The organism is Streptomyces sp. NPDC048507, assembly GCF_043199995.1.
Taxonomy (GTDB): Bacteria; Actinomycetota; Actinomycetes; order Streptomycetales; family Streptomycetaceae; genus Streptomyces.
Map to the genome: position 1 here is coordinate 397,058 of NZ_JBICWZ010000005.1, position 18,051 is coordinate 415,108.

The window sequence follows — 18,051 nt, forward strand, 5'->3', positions numbered from 1 at the left end:
CTGACCATGTCCGACGAGGACAAGTTCCGCGACTACCTCAAGCGGGCCGTCGCCGAGGCGCGCGGACTTCAGCAACGGCTGCGCGAGGTCGAGGACAAGGCCCGCGAGCCGATCGCGATCGTCGGCATGGCCTGCCGCTACCCGGGCGGGGCGGAGAGCCCCGAGGCGCTGTGGGAGCTGGTGTCCGGGGGAACGGACGCGGTGTCGGGCTTCCCCGATGACCGCGGCTGGGACCTGGAGCGGCTGTACCGCACCGACGCCGGGGAGTCCGGTGCCTCGACCACCCTGGAGGGGGGCTTCCTCCACGGGGCGGGCGACTTCGACGCCGGCTTCTTCGGGATCTCCCCGGTCGAGGCCACCGCCACGGACCCCCAGCAGCGGCTGCTGCTGGAGACCTCGTGGGAAGCGCTGGAACGCGCCGGGGTGGACCCCCGGACCCTGCGCGGCAGCGCCACCGGCGTGTTCTTCGGCGGCACCGGCGGTGACTTCGCCGGTCTGCTGGGCGCCTCGTCGATGGCCTCCGACGGCTACATGCTGACGGGCACCTCCAGCAGCGTCCTGTCCGGCCGGGTGGCCTACGTACTCGGACTGGAGGGACCGGCGGTCACCATCGACACGGCCTGCTCCTCCTCCCTGGTCTCCATGCACCTGGCGGTGCAGGCCCTGCGCAAGGGCGAGATCTCGCTGGCCCTGGCCGGCGGCGTCTCCGTCCTGTCCACCCCGGGTGCCTTCCCCGAGTTCTCCCGTCAGGGCGGACTGGCCTCGAACGGCCGGTGCAAGGCGTTCTCCGCGGACGCGGACGGCACCGGCTGGGGCGAGGGCGTCGGTGTCGTCGTCCTGCAGCGGCTCTCCGACGCGCGGCGCGACGGGCACCGGGTGCTGGCGGTGCTGCGGGGGACCGGAATCAACCAGGACGGCGCCAGCAACGGTCTGACCGCGCCCAGCGGTCCGGCCCAGCGCCGCCTCATCCTGCGGACGCTCGACGGCGCGGGACTGTCCACCGCCGAGGTGGACATGGTGGAGGCGCACGGTACGGGTACGACGCTGGGCGACCCGATCGAGGCCCGGGCGCTGCTGGCCACCTACGGTCAGGACCGCCCGGCGGACGAGCCGCTGTGGCTGGGGTCCGTCAAGTCCAACATCGGCCACACCCAGTACGCGGCCGGGGTCAGCGGTGTCATCAAGACGGTCATGGCGCTGCGGCACGGCGTCATGCCGAAGACCCTGCACGTGTCCGAGCCGACCCCGCACGTCGACTGGTCCGGGGGTGCGGTGCGGTTGCTCACGGAGAGCCGTGCCTGGCCGGACCGGGGCCGTCCGCGGCGCGCCGCCGTCTCCTCCTTCGGGGTGAGCGGCACCAACGCGCACGTGATCCTGGAGCAGGCTCCGCAGACGGATCGGGAGGACGCGGTGGAGGAGTCCGGCCCGGTGGCCGCACTGCCTTCGACGCCGTGGGTGGTCTCCGGCCGGAGCGAGGCCGCGCTGCGCGCGCAGGCCGGGCGGCTCCTGGAGCATCTCGCGGAGCATCCGGAGACGAGCCCCGCGGATGTGGGTCTGTCGCTGGCGGGTACGCGTTCGGCGTTCGAACACCGGGCCGTGGTGCTGGGCGGTGACCGGGAGGCGCTCGTCGCGGGCCTGCGCGCGGTCGCGGAGGGCGGGGACGGCGCCGGTGTGGTGTCCGGCCGTGCCTCGGCCAGTGGTGTGGTGTTCGTGTTCCCGGGTCAGGGTTCCCAGTGGGTCGGTATGGGCCGTGAGCTGTGGGATGCGTCGCCGGTGTTCGCGGAGTCGATGGTGGCGTGTGAGCGTGCTCTGTCGCCGCTGGTGGACTGGTCGCTGCGGGATGTGGTGTTCCGTGAGGCGGATGATCCGTTGTGGGGCCGGGTGGATGTGGTCCAGCCGGTGTTGTGGGCGGTGATGGTGTCGCTGGCGGCGGTGTGGCGTTCCTTCGGTGTGGAGCCGGCCGCGGTGATCGGCCACTCGCAGGGCGAGGTGGCGGCGGCGTGTGTGGCGGGTGGTCTGTCCTTGGAGGACGGTGCCCGGGTGGCGGCGGTGCGCTCGCGTCTGGTGCTGGAGAAGCTGTCGGGCAAGGGCGGCATGGTGTCGGTGTCGCTGCCGGTGGCGGAGGCCGAGGAGCGGATCGCCGCGTTCGAGGGCCGTATCGGTGTCGCCGCCGTCAACGGCCCCGCCTCGGTGGTGGTTTCCGGTGAGCCCGACGCCCTGGACGAGCTCCTCGCCTCGTGTGAGGCGGAGGGGGTCCGGGCGCGTCGTATCGCGGTGGACTATGCCTCCCACTCCGCGCAGGTGGACGCCCTCGACGAAGACCTCCTGCGTGAGCTGGCGGACATCCGGCCGACGTCCTCACCCGTCGCCTTCCACTCCACGGTGAGCGGCGAACAGCTGGACACCTCGGGCCTGGACGCCCGCTACTGGCTGCGCAACATGCGCGAGACCGTGGCCTTCGAGGGAGCGGTGCGCGCCGCGCTCGCCGAGGGACACCGGACCCTGCTGGAGATCAGCCCGCACCCCGTACTGACCATGGCGGTCCAGGAGACCATCGACAGCGCCGCGGTCACCGCCCACACCTCCGGCTCGCTCCGGCGGGACGACGGCGGCACCGGCCGCCTGCTGAACTCGCTCGCCGAGGCCCACGTCGCCGGCGCGCCCGTCGACTGGACCCGGGCGTTCGCCGGTACCGGCGCGCACCGCGTGGACCTTCCCACGTACGCCTTCCAGCGGCAGCGCTACTGGCTCCGCCTCGCCGCCTCCGGGTCCGGTGACGTGACCGCGGCGGGCCTCGCGAACCCGGGGCACCCGCTGCTCGGCGCGGTCGTCGAACCCGCCGAGACCGACGGGCTCGTCCTGACGGGCCGCATCTCGCTGCGGGACCACCCGTGGCTGGCCGACCACCGCGTCATGGGCGCGGTGCCGCTGCCGGGGACGGCGTTCGTCGAGCTGGCGGTGGTCGCGGGTGACCTCGTCGCATGCCCGCGGATCGAGGAACTGACCATGGAGGCCGCGCTCCTGCTCCCCGAGCGCGGCGCCCTCGACCTCCAGCTCACCGTGAGCGCCCCCGACGGTACGGGCCGGCGCGAGATCGGGTTCTTCGCCCGGACGGACGACGACATCGCGACGTCCGGCTGGACCCGGCACGGTTCGGGCGTGCTGTGCCCGGCCTCCACCGCCGCGGACGCGGAGCCGGCCGCCTGGCCGCCCGCGGGTGCCGAGCCGATCGGACTCGACGGCCTGTACGAGCGGTCGCCGGACAGTCCGTTCGCCTACGGGCCCGCCTTCCACGGCCTGCGCGCGGCCTGGTCGCGCGACCGGGAGGTGTTCGCCGAGGTGCGGCTCCCCCTGGAACTCCACGAGCAGGCGTCCGAGTACCTGCTGCACCCCGCGCTGCTGGACGCGGCGCTGCACGCGGTGGGGCTCGGCGGACTCCTGGACACCGGCGGACAGCCGTTGCGCCCGTTCGCCTGGAACGAGGTGTCGCTGCACGCCGGCGGCGCGACCACGCTGCGGGTGACCCTCTCCCCCGCCGGGGCGAACGCCGTCTCCCTGCACGCCGTCGACGGCACCGGAGCACCGGTCGTCACGGTCGGTTCGCTGATGCTGAGGCCGGTCGACGTGACGCAGCCGGCCGCCGGCCGGTCCGCCGCGCACCCCTCGCTCCTGTCCCTGGCCTGGACGCCGCTCGCGCTCCCGGAGGCGGACGCCGCCCCTTGGTCCGTGCTCGGTGCCGCCCCGGCCGGCCGGCCGCGCTGGACGGGATCGGACACCGCACCCCAGGTGCACGCCGATGTCGCCGCGCTGGCCGCGGCCGTGGCCGGGGGCGGCCCCGTACCGGGGTTCGCCGTACTCGACCTGACGGCCGCCGAAGAGCCCGCCGGTGCCGGCCTCCTCGCCGCCACCAGGGACCGCGCCCAGCAGGTCCTGGACACGGCCCGCGCCTGGATCGCGGAGGACCTCGACGAACGGCTCGCCCCGGTCACGCTGGTGGTGGCCACCCGGCACGCGGTGGGCACCTCGGCGCAGGACCGGACGACCGGGCTCGGCTCCGCCCCGCTGTGGGGCCTGGTGCGCTCGGTGCAGTCGGAGAACCCCGGCCGGTTCGTCCTGCTGGACACCGACGGTCTGCCCGAGTCGTGGCGGGCCCTGCCGGCCGCGCTCGCGACGGGCGAGGCCGAGATCGCCCTGCGCTCGGGAACGGCGCTGGTCCCCCGGCTCGACCGGGCACCGGCGGCCGCCGCCGAAGCGACGGCGGCGCCGCCCGGTACCGCGCTCGGCGACCTCGACCCGGCGGGCACCGTGCTGGTGACCGGCGCGACCGGTGGCCTCGGCAACCTGGTCGCCACCCACCTCGCCGAACGGCACGGCGTACGCAACCTGCTGCTGCTCAGCCGCCGGGGCCCGGAAGCGGAGGGCGCCACCGAGCTCGTCCGGCAGTTGGAGAAGCACGGGGCGACGGTCACGCTGACGGCCTGCGACGCGGGAGACCGCGACGCGCTGGCGGCCGTGCTCGCCGCGGTCCCCGCCGAACGGCCGCTGGCCGCGGTGGTGCACTGCGCGGGAACCGCGGAGAACGGCCTGCTGGCCGCGCTCGACCCCGGCATGATCGACCGCGTCTTCCGGGCGAAGGTGGACGCCGCCGTCCACCTGCACGAGTTGACCGAGGGCATGGACCTGTCGGCCTTCGTGCTGTTCTCGTCGATAGCGGGCACCCTCGGCGGCACCGGGCAGGGCAACTACGCGGCGGCCAACACCTTCCTGGACTCCCTCGCCCAGCACCGGCGGGCCCGCGGTCTCGCCGCGTCCTCGCTGGCCTGGGGCTTGTGGGCGACCGAGCGCGGCATGGGCGGCGGTCTCACCGAAGCCGCCTCGGCCGGCACGCCGATGCGCGGGGTCCGGGCGCTGCCCTCCGACGAGGGCCTGGCCCTGTTCGACCTCGGCTGGCGCTCCGCCCAACCCGTCCTGTTCCCGGCCCGCCTCGACGGCGCCGCGCTGCGCGCCCAGGCCTCCGCCGGGACGCTCCCGCCGGTCCTGCGGGGCCTGTTCCGCACCTCGTCGCGCCGCACCGCCGGCACGGAGACGCAGGACGCGGGCACCCAGCTGCGCCGCCGCCTGGCACAGATGATGCCGGTCGAGCGCCAGGAGACCCTGTCCGCGCTCGTGCGCGGGCGGATCGCCGCGGTGCTCGGGCACGGCTCCCCGGACCAGATCGAGGCGGACCGGCCGTTCCGCGACCTCGGCTTCACCTCGCTGACCGCGGTGGAACTGCGCAACCGGCTGAACGCGGCGACCGGTCTGCGCCTTCCGGTGAGCCTGGTCTTCGACTATCCGACGCTGGACGCGCTCGTGCCGCTGCTGCTGGGCAAGCTGGTCCCGGACGGCGCACCGGCGGCCGGGCAGGAGAGGGACGGCGAGGAGGCGGAGGTCCGCCGCGCGCTGGCCTCCATCCCGTTGGCGCGGCTGCGCGAGACGGGTCTGCTCGCCTCGTTGCTCGAACTGACCGCGGACCGGGGCGAGGACAAGCAGGAGCCCGCCGACCGCAGTGCCGAGATCAAGTCCATGGACGTGGCGGCGCTGCTCGCGATGGCCAGGACCACCAGCTCCGCGGACAACGCGTCGCCCTCCGCGCACGGGGCGTAATCGGGGCGATGTAAGGGGCGGACTTTAGGGGTTGGCGGCTCATAGCCTGCGGAAGGCGCCGCCTCCCCTTTCCCCTTGCCCTTCCTTTCTCGCGGTCTCTGAACCGTTCCAGCCCGAACCCACAGGAAACCGGAGTTCCTTCCATGAGCGAATCGACCGCCGAGCCCGTCCCGTTCCCCTTCCCGGACCCGTCCTTCATCGGTGACCTGCCGACCGAGCTGGCGGAGATCCGCGACGGAGACTCCGTGGTGGAGGTGAAGTTCCCGGACGGCATGGGCGGCTGGCTGGTGACCAAGCACGCCGACATCCGCAAGGTCCTCGTCGACCCCCGGTTCAGCAGCAAGGTCATGGCCGCCGCGGCCGCCGCGATGTCGGAGACCGAGACCGGCAAGCTGATGAACGAGTCCCTCGTCGGCATGGACGCCCCGGAGCACACCCGGCTGCGCAAGCTGGTGTCCCGTGCCTTCACCGCCCGCCGCATGGAGCTGATGCGTCCGCGCGTCGCGCAGCTCGTCGCCGAGTACCTCGACGAGATGCAGACCAAGCCCCAGCCGGCCGACCTGGTCAAGAACTTCGCGCTGCCGCTCCCGGTGCGCGTGATCTGCGAACTCCTCGGCGTACCGGCGCAGGACCAGGACACCTTCCACGCCTGGTCGAACGCCCTGCTCGGTGACTGGCAGCAGGTCGTCGAGAAGGAGGCCGCCACGGTGGCCCTGGTGAACTACTTCACCGAACTGGTCACGGCCAAGCGCGAGAAGCCCGCCGACGACCTGATGAGCGACCTGATCCGCATCAGCGAGGACGACGAGACGCTCACCACGCGCGAGATCGTCGCCCTGTCCATCGGCATCCTCAGCGCCGGCCACGAGACCACGGCCAACCAGATCGGCATGTTCGTCCTGACGCTGCTGCACAACCCGGACGAGCTGGCGAAGCTGCGGGCCAACCCCGAGGCCGTCCCGCAGGCCGTTGAGGAGCTGCTGCGGTTCGTGCCGCTCACCACGACCGGCGGGATCATCCCGCGCCTCACCACCGCCCCGGTCGAGCTGAGCGACGGCCGGACGCTTCCGGCCGGTGTCGTGGTGATGCCCGCCGTGGCGACCGGAAACCGTGACCCCGAGCTGTTCGAGGACGGCGAGCAGCTGAACCTCTCCCGTCAGCCCAACCCGCACCTCGCGTTCGGCGCCGGCATCCACCACTGCCTGGGTGCGCAGCTGGCCCGCATCGAGCTGCAGGAGGCGCTGTCCGCCCTGCTGGCCCGCTTCCCGGACCTCGCGCTCGGGGTCCCGGAGTCGGAGCTGCGGCTCAAGCCGGCCTCGATCGTCCGCGGCCTGGAGTCGCTGCCCCTCACCTGGTAGTACTCCGATCCCGCACGGCGTCGGCCCCCCGGACCTGAACTGGTCCGGGGGGCCGACGCCGTTGTGCGCGGGCCCGTACGCGGAGCGGGGGCGCGGTGGAACGCGAAGGGGCCGCGTTCCGGACGGAACGCGGCCCCTGGAACCACCCCGTGGTTACCTCTGCTTGAGCAGCCACGCGTGGATGGCGGCGGCCGTCACGTCACCGTTGCCCTCCAGCATCGTGTAGTGGTTGCCCGGCACGTCGATGGCGTCGTGCTCCAGCGGCCACACGGCCTGCCACTTCTCCGGCGGCGGGCCGACCTCGCCCGGCTCGACGCCGAAGCACTCCGAGGCCCGGACGAGGAGCGTCGGGGTCTTGATCTCCCTCGGCTGCCAGTGCTCGAACAGTGCGAAGTAGGCGGACATCGCGGTGAGACGGTTTCCGGTCATCCGGCCGAAGTCCTTCTCCAGCTCCAGCGCCTTGCCCTCCATCACGGGAACGATGTAGGAGGTCTGGTCGTAGCCGGCCAGGTAGCTGTCGATCAGGACCAGCCCCTGCGGGTGGATGCCCCGCTCCTCCAGCCGCGCGGTCACCTCGTGCGCCACCCGGCCGCCGGACGAACGCCCGGTGAGGACGAACGGAGTGCCGTCCGTCAGCTCCTCGATGCGCCGTACCGCGTACGCGGCGGCGGCGTCGACGCTGTCCGCGACCGGCTCGCCCGTCACGAAGCCCGGCAGCATCAGCGACCACACGTCGCGGATGCCGCGCAGCGGCTCGGCCAGTGACACCAGTTCCTGGTTGCTGGCCCAGACCGACTGCGAGGGGAAGCCGATGATCTTCGGGAAGGCCTCGCCCGCACCGAGCCGCACGAGATCCGGCCCCTTGCGCACGTCGGCCGGGTCCGAGAAGTTCTCGCGCAGGTCGACCGAGTTGCGCAGCACGCTGTGCCCGATGTCCAGGCGCCCGATCTCGACGGCCCGCCGGTACATCGCTTCGACACCGTTGATCACGGCGATCCCGCTGGTGTCCGCGGCGGCCTCGGCCTGTTCCGGCTGCTGCGCCGCCGCGACCGGCGCGGCCGGCGCGGCGGCCGGTGCGACGGAGCCCTTGAGCTGCTCGCTCAGTTCGGCGGCGAGGGCGGCCGGCGTGGGGTGGTCGAAGACCACGGTGGACGCCAGGCGCAGTCCGGTGAGCTCGTTGAGCCGGTTCCGCAGCTCCACGGACGTCAGCGAGTCGAAGCCCAGCTCGGCGAAGCCCTGGCCGTCCTCGATCGCCTCCGCGCCGGAGTGGCCCAGTACGTGTGCGACCTCGGAACGGACCAGTCCGGCCAGTACGGAGAGCCGGTCGGCCTCGGCCGCTCCGGCCAGCTGCTCGTGCAGCCGGGAGGTGGCCCGCGTGTCGGAGCGGGCGGCCCGCCGCTGCGGAGCGCGCACCAGCCCGCGCAGGAGCGGGGGCACCTGCTGTTCACCGGTGGGCCGGGCGACCGTGGTGTTCAGGCGCATCGGGACCAGGACGGCCTCGCCGGTGACGGCGAGTGCGGCGTCGAAGGCCGCCATGCCCGTCTCGGCCGTGAAGGCGGTGACGCCTCCGCGGGCCATCCGGGCGCGTTCGGCCCGCCCGAGCTCGGCGCCCATGCCGCCGGGCTGCTCCCACCAGCCCCACGCGAGCGAGGTACCGGCCAGGCCGGCCTCGTGGCGTTGCGCGGCGAGGGCGTCCAGGAAGGAGTTCGCGGCCGCGTAGTTGCCCTGCCCCTGGCTGCCGAGCAGGCCGGCGGCGGAGGAGAAGAGCACGAACGCCCGCAGTTCCGCGTCCCGGGTGAGCTCGTGCAGGTGCCAGGCGGCGTCCGCCTTGGCCCGCAGGACGGTGTCGACGCGCTCCGGGGTCAGCGACTCGATCGTCGCGTCGTCGAGCACACCCGCGGTGTGGACGACCCCGGTCAGGGGCTGCCCGGCCGGTACGCCGGCCAGCAGGGCTTCCAGTGCGGTCCGGTCCGCGACGTCGCAGGCGGCCACCCGCGCCTGGGCGCCCAGTGCGCCCAGTTCGGCGACCAGGTCCGCCGCGCCCGGCGCGTCGGCGCCGCTGCGGCTGGCCAGCACCAGGTGCCGTACGCCGTGTTCGGCCACCAGGTGCCGTGCGACCACGGCGCCCAGTGCGCCGGTGCCGCCCGTGATCAGGACCGTGCCCTCGGGCCCGAAGGCCCCGGCGCCCTCGGGCGCCACCGTGTTCCTGGCCAGCCTGGGCGCGCTCGCGGCGCCCGCACGCAGGGCGAGCTGCGGTTCACCGGTGGCGAGCGCCGCCGGCAGTGCGCGGTAGGAGGCGGCGTCGTCGTCCAGGTCGATCAGGACGATCCTGTCCGGGTGCTCCGACTGTGCCGTTCGCACGAGGCCCCAGACGGCCGCGCCGCCGATGTCCGTGGTCCGGTCCGTGTCGAGGACCGGGACGGCCCCGCGGGTCAGCAGCAGCAGCTTCGAACCCGCGAGCCGGTCGTCGGACAGCCAGTGCTGGACGGTCTCCAGCGCGCGGTGCGCCGCGTGGTGGGTGGCCGCGAGGACACCTCCCTGGTCACCGCCGAAGCAGGTCATCGCCACGACGGCCGGGGCGGGAGTGCCCGATTCCACGGTGTCGAGGAGGGACTGCGGGTCGAGGTACGGCGTACCGGACAGACCCGCTTCGATGAGGCGCGGCCGCAGCGACAGCGGGTCGAAGCCGAGCATCGCCCACTCGCCGGAGACCTCGCGCGAGCCCAGCGCCACCGGGGTCCACGCCAGGGTGAACAGCGAGTCCTGGCGCGGCGCGGAGCCGGAGCCGATGAACTGCTCCAGTGCGGGATCGCGCATCGTCAGCGAGTCGACCGTCGCGACCGGGAGCCCGGAGTCGTCGGTCACCAGCACCGACACCTCGGAGCGGCCCGCCGGCGCGAGGTGGACCCGTACGACCGACGCGTGGGTGGCGTGCAGCCGTACTCCGCTCCAGGCGAAGGGCATGCCCCCCTTGATGGGCTCGCGGTCCGCGGTGGCGCCGAGGATGCCGAGCGCGAGCGGCTGGAGCGCCGCGTCCAGCAGGGCCGGGTGCACCCCGTACCCGCTGTCCTCGCCGTCGGCCTCCTCGGGCAGCCGGACCTCGGCGAACAGCTCGCCGTCCTTGTCCCACAGCGCCCGCAAGCCCTGGAACACCGGCCCGTAGGCGAATCCGGCCTCGGCCAGGTCCGGGTAGAAGTCCTCGACGGGGATCTCCGTCGCGCCGGCCGGGGGCCACGCGGTCACCGGCTCCGGGGCCGCCTCGGGCGCGCCGCCGTCGGCCAGCAGACCGGAGGCGTGCCGGGTCCACTGCTCGTCGTCGCCGTCACCGTCCGCCCGGGAGTACAGGCTGACCGGGCGCCGGCCGGACCCGTCGAGTCCGCCGACGAGGACCTGGAGGGCGCGGCCGCCCTGCTCGCCCAGCACCAGCGGGGCTTCCAGGGTGAGTTCGTCGATCAGCTCGCAGCCGACCTGGCTGCCGGCACGCAGGGCGAGTTCCACGAAGGCGGTACCCGGCAGCAGGGCCGTGCCCAGCATGGCGTGGTGGCCGATCCAGGGCTGGGCGGCCAGGGAGAGCCGGCCGGTGAACAGGAAGCCGTCGGACTCCGGCAGCGCGACCCCGGCGCCGAGCAGCGGGTGCCCGGTGGCGGTCAGCCCGATGGAGGCGGGATCCCCGCCGGTGGCCGACATGGAGTCCAGCCAGTAGCGCTTGTGCTGGAAGGCGTACGTGGGCAGGCCGACCGTGCGCGCTCCGGTCCCGGCGAACAGGGCCTTCCAGTCGACGGGGGTGCCGGCGGCGTGGATCCGTCCCAGGGCCAGGGCCAGGGAGGCGGTCTCGGGCTGGTCGCGGCGCAGGGCGGGCACGCACGTCGCGCGGGTTCCCGGGTGGCCGTGGTGGTCGAGGCTCTCCTCGGCCATGGCGGTCAGCTCCCCGCCCGGGCCCAGTTCCAGGAAGGTGTCGGCCCCGCGGCTCATCGCGGTCGCGACGCCGTCGGCGAAGCGGACCGTGCCGCGGACGTGCCGGACCCAGTAGTCCGGGGTGGTCAGCTCTTCGCCCGCGATCTCACCGGTCAGGTTCGAGACGAGCGGGATGCGCGGGGCGTGGAACTCCGCCGCGGCCAGGACCTCGCCGAACGCGGTGAGCATCGGCTCCATGCGCGCCGAGTGGAACGCGTGGCTGACCGTCAGCTCCTTGGTACGGCGGCCCTGTTCACGGAAGGCCGCGGCCAGCGCGCGCACCGGCTCCTCGTCGCCGGAGAGGACCACCGAGCGCGGGCCGTTCACCGCCGCCACGGACACCCCCTCGGGCAGCTCGGGGAGTTCGTCGCAGGCGGCCTGCACGGCCAGCATCGCTCCGCCGGACGGCAGGGCCTGCATCAGCTTGCCGCGGGCCGCCACGATCCGGCACGCGTCGGGCAGCGACCACACGCCGGCCACGTACGCCGCGGCCAGCTCACCGATGGAGTGGCCCAGCAGGACGTCGGCCCGCACGCCCCAGGAGCTGACCAGCTCGTACAGTGCCACCTCGAAGGCGAACAGTCCCGCCTGGGTGAACACGGTCCGCGAGAGCGCGGCGCCGTCGGCGAACACGACGTCCTTGACCGGCTGGTCCAGCAGGGTGTCCAGCTGGGCGCAGACGGCGTCGAAGGCCTCGGCGAAGACCGGGTGGGCGTCGTACAGCTCCCGGCCCATGCCCTGGCGCTGCGCGCCCTGACCGGTGAACAGGAAGGCCGTCTTGCCGTCACCGGCGACGCCCCGTGCCGCACCGGCGGGGGAACCGCCCCCGGCCAGCGCCGCCAGACGCTCCAGGAGCTCGTCCCGGTCCGCGCCGACGAGCACCGCGCGGTGTTCGAGCGACGCCCGGGTGGCCGCCAGCGAGAAGCCCACGTCCAGCGGGCGGACGTCCTGCTCCCGCAGGTGGCCGGCCAGCCGCCGGGCCTGGTCCCGCAGACCGTCCTCGGAGCGGGCCGAGATCACCCACGGCACCACCGGGGCGTCTCCTCCGGAGCCCGCGGCACCCGCCACGGGCTCCCGCGCCGCGGTGCCGGTGTCCTCGGGCGCCTGCTCCAGGATGATGTGCGCGTTGGTGCCGCTGATGCCGAAGGCGGAGACGCCTGCCCGGCGCGGGCGGCCCGTCTGCGGCCACTCGCGGTTCCCGGTCAGCAGCTCCACCATGCCCCCGGACCAGTCCACCTGGGGGGTGGGCTCGTCCACGTGCAGTGTCTTGGGCAGCACGCCGTGCTGCATCGCCAGCACGGACTTGATGACGCCGGCCACGCCGGCGGCGTACTGGGTGTGGCCGATGTTCGACTTCACGGAGCCGAGCCACAGCGGACGCCCGTCGTGCCGGTCCTGCCCGTAGGTGGCCAGCAGCGCCTGCGCCTCGATGGGGTCGCCGAGGGCCGTGCCGGTGCCGTGCGCCTCCAGCATGTCGACGTCCGCCGTGCCGAGACCGGCGGACGCCAGCGCCTGTCGGATCACGCGCTGCTGCGAGGGGCCGTTCGGGGCGGTCAGACCGTTGGAGGCGCCGTCGGAGTTCACGGCGGAGCCACGCAGTACGGCCAGCACGGGACGGCCGTCGCGCACGGCGTCCGAGAGGCGCTGGACGGCCAGCATGCCGACGCCCTCGCCCCATCCGGTGCCGTCCGCGGCCGCCGCGAAGGCCTTCGCCCGGCCGTCACCCGCGAGGCCGCCCTGCCGGGAGAACTCCACGAAGGCGCCGGGCGTGGCCATCACGGTCACGCCGCCCGCGAGTGCGAGGTCGCACTCGCCGTTGCGCAGTGCCTGGGCGGCCAGGTGCAGGGTCACCAGCGAGGACGAGCAGGCGGTGTCCACCGTCACGGCCGGTCCTTCGAGGCCGAGGGCGTAGGCGACGCGGCCCGACATCACGCTGCCCGAGGCGCCGGTGAGGGCGTAGCCGCCGGCGGCCTCGGTCGAGCTCATCAGCACGGTCGTGTACTCCTGCGGGGTACCGCCCACGAACACACCGGTACGGCTGCCGCGCAGCGCGGACGGGTCGTAGCCGGCGCGCTCCAGCGTCTCCCAGGAGATCTCCAGCAGCAGCCGCTGCTGCGGGTCCATCGACAGGGCCTCACGGGGCGAGATGTCGAAGAACGCCGCGTCGAAGTCGGCGGCCCCGGCCAGGAAGGCGCCCTGGCGTGCCGAGCCCGATTCCGCGATGAACTCGTTCATGGCGAGCGCCTGCCAGCCCCGGTCGGCCGGGAAGTCCGTCATCTCGTCGCGGTTCTCGACGAGGAGCTGCCACAGGTCCTCCGGGCCGCGCACCCCGCCGGGGAACCGGCAGGCCATGCCGACGATCACGATCGGATCGTCGTCCGCCGTGCGCGGGGCCGACGGGGCGGCGGCCGCGGCACTGCCGTCGAAGAGCTGCTCGTGCAGGTGGCCGGCGATGCGCTGCGGGGTCGGGTAGTCGAAGACGATGGTGGCGGGGAACCGCAGTCCGGTCGCCGCGTTGAGCCGGTTGCGCAGCTCCATGGCGGTCAGCGAGTCGAAGCCGAGGTCCCGGAAGGGCCGGTGTGCCGTGATCTCGTCCGTGGTCTGGTGCGTCAGTACGGCCGCGGCTTCGGTGCGTACGAGTTCCAGCAGGCGGTCGTGCTGCTCGGGAACGGTGAGTCCGGCGAGGGCCTCGCGCAGTGCGGAGCCGGAGGACTCGTCCTCGAAGGGTGCGGCGGAGTCCTCGCTCAGCACGCGGGCCACCTCGGGGATGTCCTCGATGAGCGGGCGCCGGCGGGCCATGGTGTAGCCGGGGGTGAAGCGTTCCCAGTCCATGTCCGTGACGGTCAGTGCGGTCTCGTCCTGCTCGATGGCCTGACGCAGCGCCTCGATGGCGAGGGCCGGATCCATCTGTCCGACGCCGCGCCGCGACAGCTGCTCGGCGGTGCCGTCGACGGCCATGCCGGTGTCCTGCCAGCCGCCCCAGGAGACGGAGGTCGCGGTCAGACCGCGGCTGCGGCGGTCCCAGGCCAGACCGTCCAGGTAGGCGTTGGCGGCGGCGTAGGCGCCCGTCCCCGCGCTGCCCCAGACGGCGGCGCCGGAGGAGAACAGGACGAACGCGTCCAGGGGCAGGTCCGCGGTCAGTGAGTCGAGGTGACGTGCGCCCTCGACCTTGGCGGAGAAGATTCCGTCGAAGTGTTCGGGGGTGGCCAGGGCCAGTTCGGCGTAGCCGGATATGCCCGCGGTGTGGAAGACGGCGGTCAGGGGGTGTTCGGCCGGGACCGCCTTGATCACCTCGGCGAGAGCCTCGCGGTCGGTGACGTCACACGCCACGACCGACACCCCGGCACCCAGACCCCGAAGCTCGGCAGCAAGCTCCGCCGCACCCCCGGCCGCCTCACCACGACGGCTCAACAGCACGAGGTGCTCCGCACCCTCCTTCGCCAGCCAACGCGCCAGATGCGCACCAATCCCACCCGTACCACCCGTGACCAGCACCGTCCCCCGCGGACTCCACTCCCGCACCGGAACCGAACTCGCACCGAGAGGCGCACGGACCAGACGACGGGCATACGCACCCGAGGAGCGCACCGCGACCTGATCCTCACCCCCACCAGCAGCCAGCACACCCACAAACCCGGCAGCGACCCGCTCGTCCCATACGGAAGGAACATCGACCAGGCCACCCCACACACCCGGCTGCTCCAGACCGGCCACCTGGCCGAGCGCCCACAGCTGCGTCTGTACGGGACTGACCGGATCGGCCGATCCGACGGAAGCGGCACCCCGCGTCAGCACCCAGAGCCGGCCCGTCACGGAGGCATCGGCCAGGCCCTGGAGCAGGGCAAGTGTCGCGGCCAGAGCGGACCGCTCGTCCCAGCCCAGGAGGGAGACGACACCCTGTGCATCGGGGGTCTCGGCGAGCCGGGCGGCCAGCGCGGCACGGTCGAGGACGGCCTCGGTCTCCAGGACCGTGACCTCAGCGCCGGCCGCCACCAGAGCGTCCCGGACCTCCCCCACCGGAGCCGCACCACCCGCAGACACCACCAGCCACGCACCCGACAGACGGCCGGACGAGGGCACCGTCACCGAACGCCACACCGTGCGGTAGCGCCACGAATCCAGAACGGAACGCTCACGACGGCCCCTGCGCCACGCCGACAGCGCCGGCACCACCGGCTCCCACGCACCGACCGCACCACCGTCGACCAGCTCGGCGACACCGGCCGCATCCGCACGCTCCACCGCACCCCAGAACGCGGCGTCGACGGGATCGACGGCGGCTTGCGCCGCCGGTGCCACGACGTCCGCGATCCAGTAGCGCTGGTGCTGGAAGGCATAGGTGGGGAGGTCGACCCGACCCGCCCCGGTACCGGTGAACAGCTGCTTCCAGTCCACCTGGGCGCCGGCCACGTAGGCCTCGGCCAGCGAGGTCAGGAAGCGCTGCGCACCGCCGTCCTCACGGCGCAGCGAACCGATGGCAGCCCCGGCCCCCAGCACGCTCTCCTGCGTCTCCTGGATCGCCATGGTCAACACCGGGTGGGGGCTCGACTCGACGAAAACGCCGTATTCCTGTTCGGCCAGCAGGCGGGTGACCGGCTCGAACTGCACCCGCTCCCGCAGGTTCCGCACCCAATACCCGGCATCCAGACCAGCCGTATCCATCCGCTCACCCGACACCGTCGAGTAGAACGCAACCGACGAAGACTGCGGCCGAATGTCCGCCAGCTCACGCAGCAAATCCTCGTTCAGGACATCCACCTGCGCGGAGTGGGAGGCGTAGTCCACCGCGATACGACGCGCCCGGACCCCCTCCGCCTCGCAGGAGGAGAGGAGCTCGTCCAGGGCGTCGGGCTCACCGGAGACCACCACCGAAGCCGGACCGTTGACCGCGGCGACACCGATACGGCCCTCGAACCCGGCGATCCGCTCCTCGACGTCGGTCACCGGCAGCGACACGGACACCATGCCGCCCTTGCCCGACAGCTTCTCCAGCACCAGACGCGAGCGCACCGCCGCCACCCGGGCACCGTCCTCCAAGGACAGACCACCCGCCACACACGCCGCCGCCACCTCGCCCTGCGAGTGGCCGATCACCGCGGCCGGCTCCACACCGAAGGAACGCCACACCGCCGCCAGCGACACCATCACCGCCCACAACACCGGCTGGACCACATCCACCCGGCCCCACAACGGATCATCCGCCTCACGGAACACCACATCCCGCAACGACCAGTCCACCAACGGCGACAGAGCACGCTCACACGCCACCATCGACTCCGCGAACACCGGCGACGCATCCCACAGCTCACGGCCCATACCGACCCACTGCGAACCCTGACCCGGGAACACGAACACCACACCACTGCCGGTGTCTCCGGTTCCCCGGACGAGGCCCGGCAGGTCGCGGCCCTCGGCCAGCGCCTCCAGTCCTTCCGGCAGCGTGCCGCCGGCCTCCGCGAAGAGCACGGCACGGTGGGCGAGCCGAGACCTCGAACTCAGCAGGGAGAAACCGACGTCCGCGGCGTCGAAGCCGTCCTTGGCGCGCAGGTGTTCCCGCAGGCGCGCCGCCTGATCGCGCAGAGCGGCCTCGCTGTTGCCCGAGATCAGCCACGGGAGCACGGCCGGCGCCGTGGACAGGGCCGGGGCGACCTCGTCCACCGGCTGCGCTTCCGCCGGCTCGGCCTCGGGGGCCTGCTCCAGGATGACGTGCGCGTTGGTACCGCTGATGCCGAACGACGACACACCCGCACGACGCGGACGGCCCGTCTCCGGCCAGTCCTGCGTGGCGGTGAGGAGCTCCACCTCGCCTTCGGTCCAGTCGATCTGGGTGCTCGGGTTCTCGGCGTGCAGGGTCCTGGGCAGTACCCCGTGCTGGAGTGCGAGCACGCTCTTGATGACACCTGCCACACCCGAGACGGCCTGCGTGTGCGCGATGTTGGACTTGAGCGAGCCGAGCCAGAGCGGACGCCCGTCGTGCCGGTCCTGCCCGTAGGTGGCCAGCAGGGCCTGCGCCTCGATCGGGTCGCCGAGCGACGTGCCCGTACCGTGCGCCTCCACCATGTCCACGTCGGCGAGGGTCAGTCCGGCATTGGCGACCGCCTGCCGGATCACCCGCTGCTGCGAGGGACCGTTCGGGGCGCTCAGACCGTTCGACGCACCGTCCTGGTTGACCGCCGAACCGCGGATGACCGCGAGGACGGGGTGACCGTTGCGGCGCGCGTCCGAGAGCCGTTCGAGCAGGACGACCGCGGCGCCCTCACCCCAGCCGATGCCGTCCGCCTCGTCGGAGAAGGCCTTGCAGCGGCCGTCCGCTGCCAGCCCGCGCTGCCGGGCGAAGGTGACGAACGCCGAGGAGGTCGCCATCACGGCGACGCCGGCGGCGAGCGCGAGGGAACAGTCGCCCTGACGCAGCGACTGTGCCGCGGAGTGCAGGGCGACCAGCGAGGAGGAGCAGGCCGTGTCCACCGTGACGGCGGGGCCTTCGAGGCCGAGCACGTACGAGACGCGGCCCGACATGATGCTCGCCGAACCGCCGGTGATCGCGTATCCCTGGTCGGTCGGCGAGTTCATCAGCTTGACGGTGTGCTCGATGGCCGTACCGCCGACGAAGACACCGGTGCGGCTGCCGCGCAGCGACACCGGGTCGATCCCGGCCCGCTCCAGCGCCTCCCACGAGGTCTCCAGCAGCAGCCGCTGCTGGGGGTCCATGGTCAGTGCCTCACGCGGGGAGATACCGAAGAACCCGGCGTCGAAGTCACCCGCGCCGTGCAGGAACGCACCTTCCCGGGTGTAGGTCGTTCCCGGGCGATCGGGGTCACTGTCGAAGAGCGAGGAGAGGTCCCAGCCCCGGTCGTCCGGGAACCCTCCCACCGCGTCCACGCCGTTGACGACCATGTGCCACAGCTGTTCCGGCGAATCGACTCCGCCGGGCAGTCGGCAGGCCATTCCGACGACGGCCAGCGGCTCGCGGGCGCGGTCCTGGCTGTCCTGGAGCTGCTGACGAGTCTGCTGCAGCTCAGCCGTGACCCGACGCAAATAGGTACGGAGTTTGTCCTCGGTCATCGTGAAACCCCACTCTGAAGCAATTGAAGGC

Annotated in this window: 3 protein-coding genes; 2 read left to right on the plus strand and 1 reads right to left on the minus strand. The window is 73.2% G+C overall.

Translation table 11 applies throughout. From position 1 onward, the window contains the following. Positions 1–6 precede the first annotated feature (6 nt). Both ACGFXC_RS17710 and ACGFXC_RS17715 read left to right on the plus strand, forming a co-directional pair. A complete protein-coding gene (locus ACGFXC_RS17710) occupies positions 7–5,646 on the plus strand; it encodes a type I polyketide synthase (protein ID WP_393713699.1) in 5,640 nt (1,879 codons plus the stop codon). A gap of 143 nt (positions 5,647–5,789) precedes the next feature. Continuing rightward, positions 5,790–7,004 carry a cytochrome P450 gene (locus tag ACGFXC_RS17715; protein ID WP_393713701.1) on the plus strand — a complete coding sequence of 405 codons (1,215 nt, stop codon included), beginning with the start codon at positions 5,790–5,792 and terminating at the stop codon, positions 7,002–7,004. Between the two features lie 153 nt (positions 7,005–7,157). Here ACGFXC_RS17715 and ACGFXC_RS17720 read toward each other — a convergent pair whose 3' ends face one another. Next, a complete protein-coding gene (locus ACGFXC_RS17720; RefSeq protein WP_393713703.1) occupies positions 7,158–18,020 on the minus strand; it encodes a type I polyketide synthase in 10,863 nt (3,620 codons plus the stop codon). Positions 18,021–18,051 lie beyond the last annotated feature (31 nt).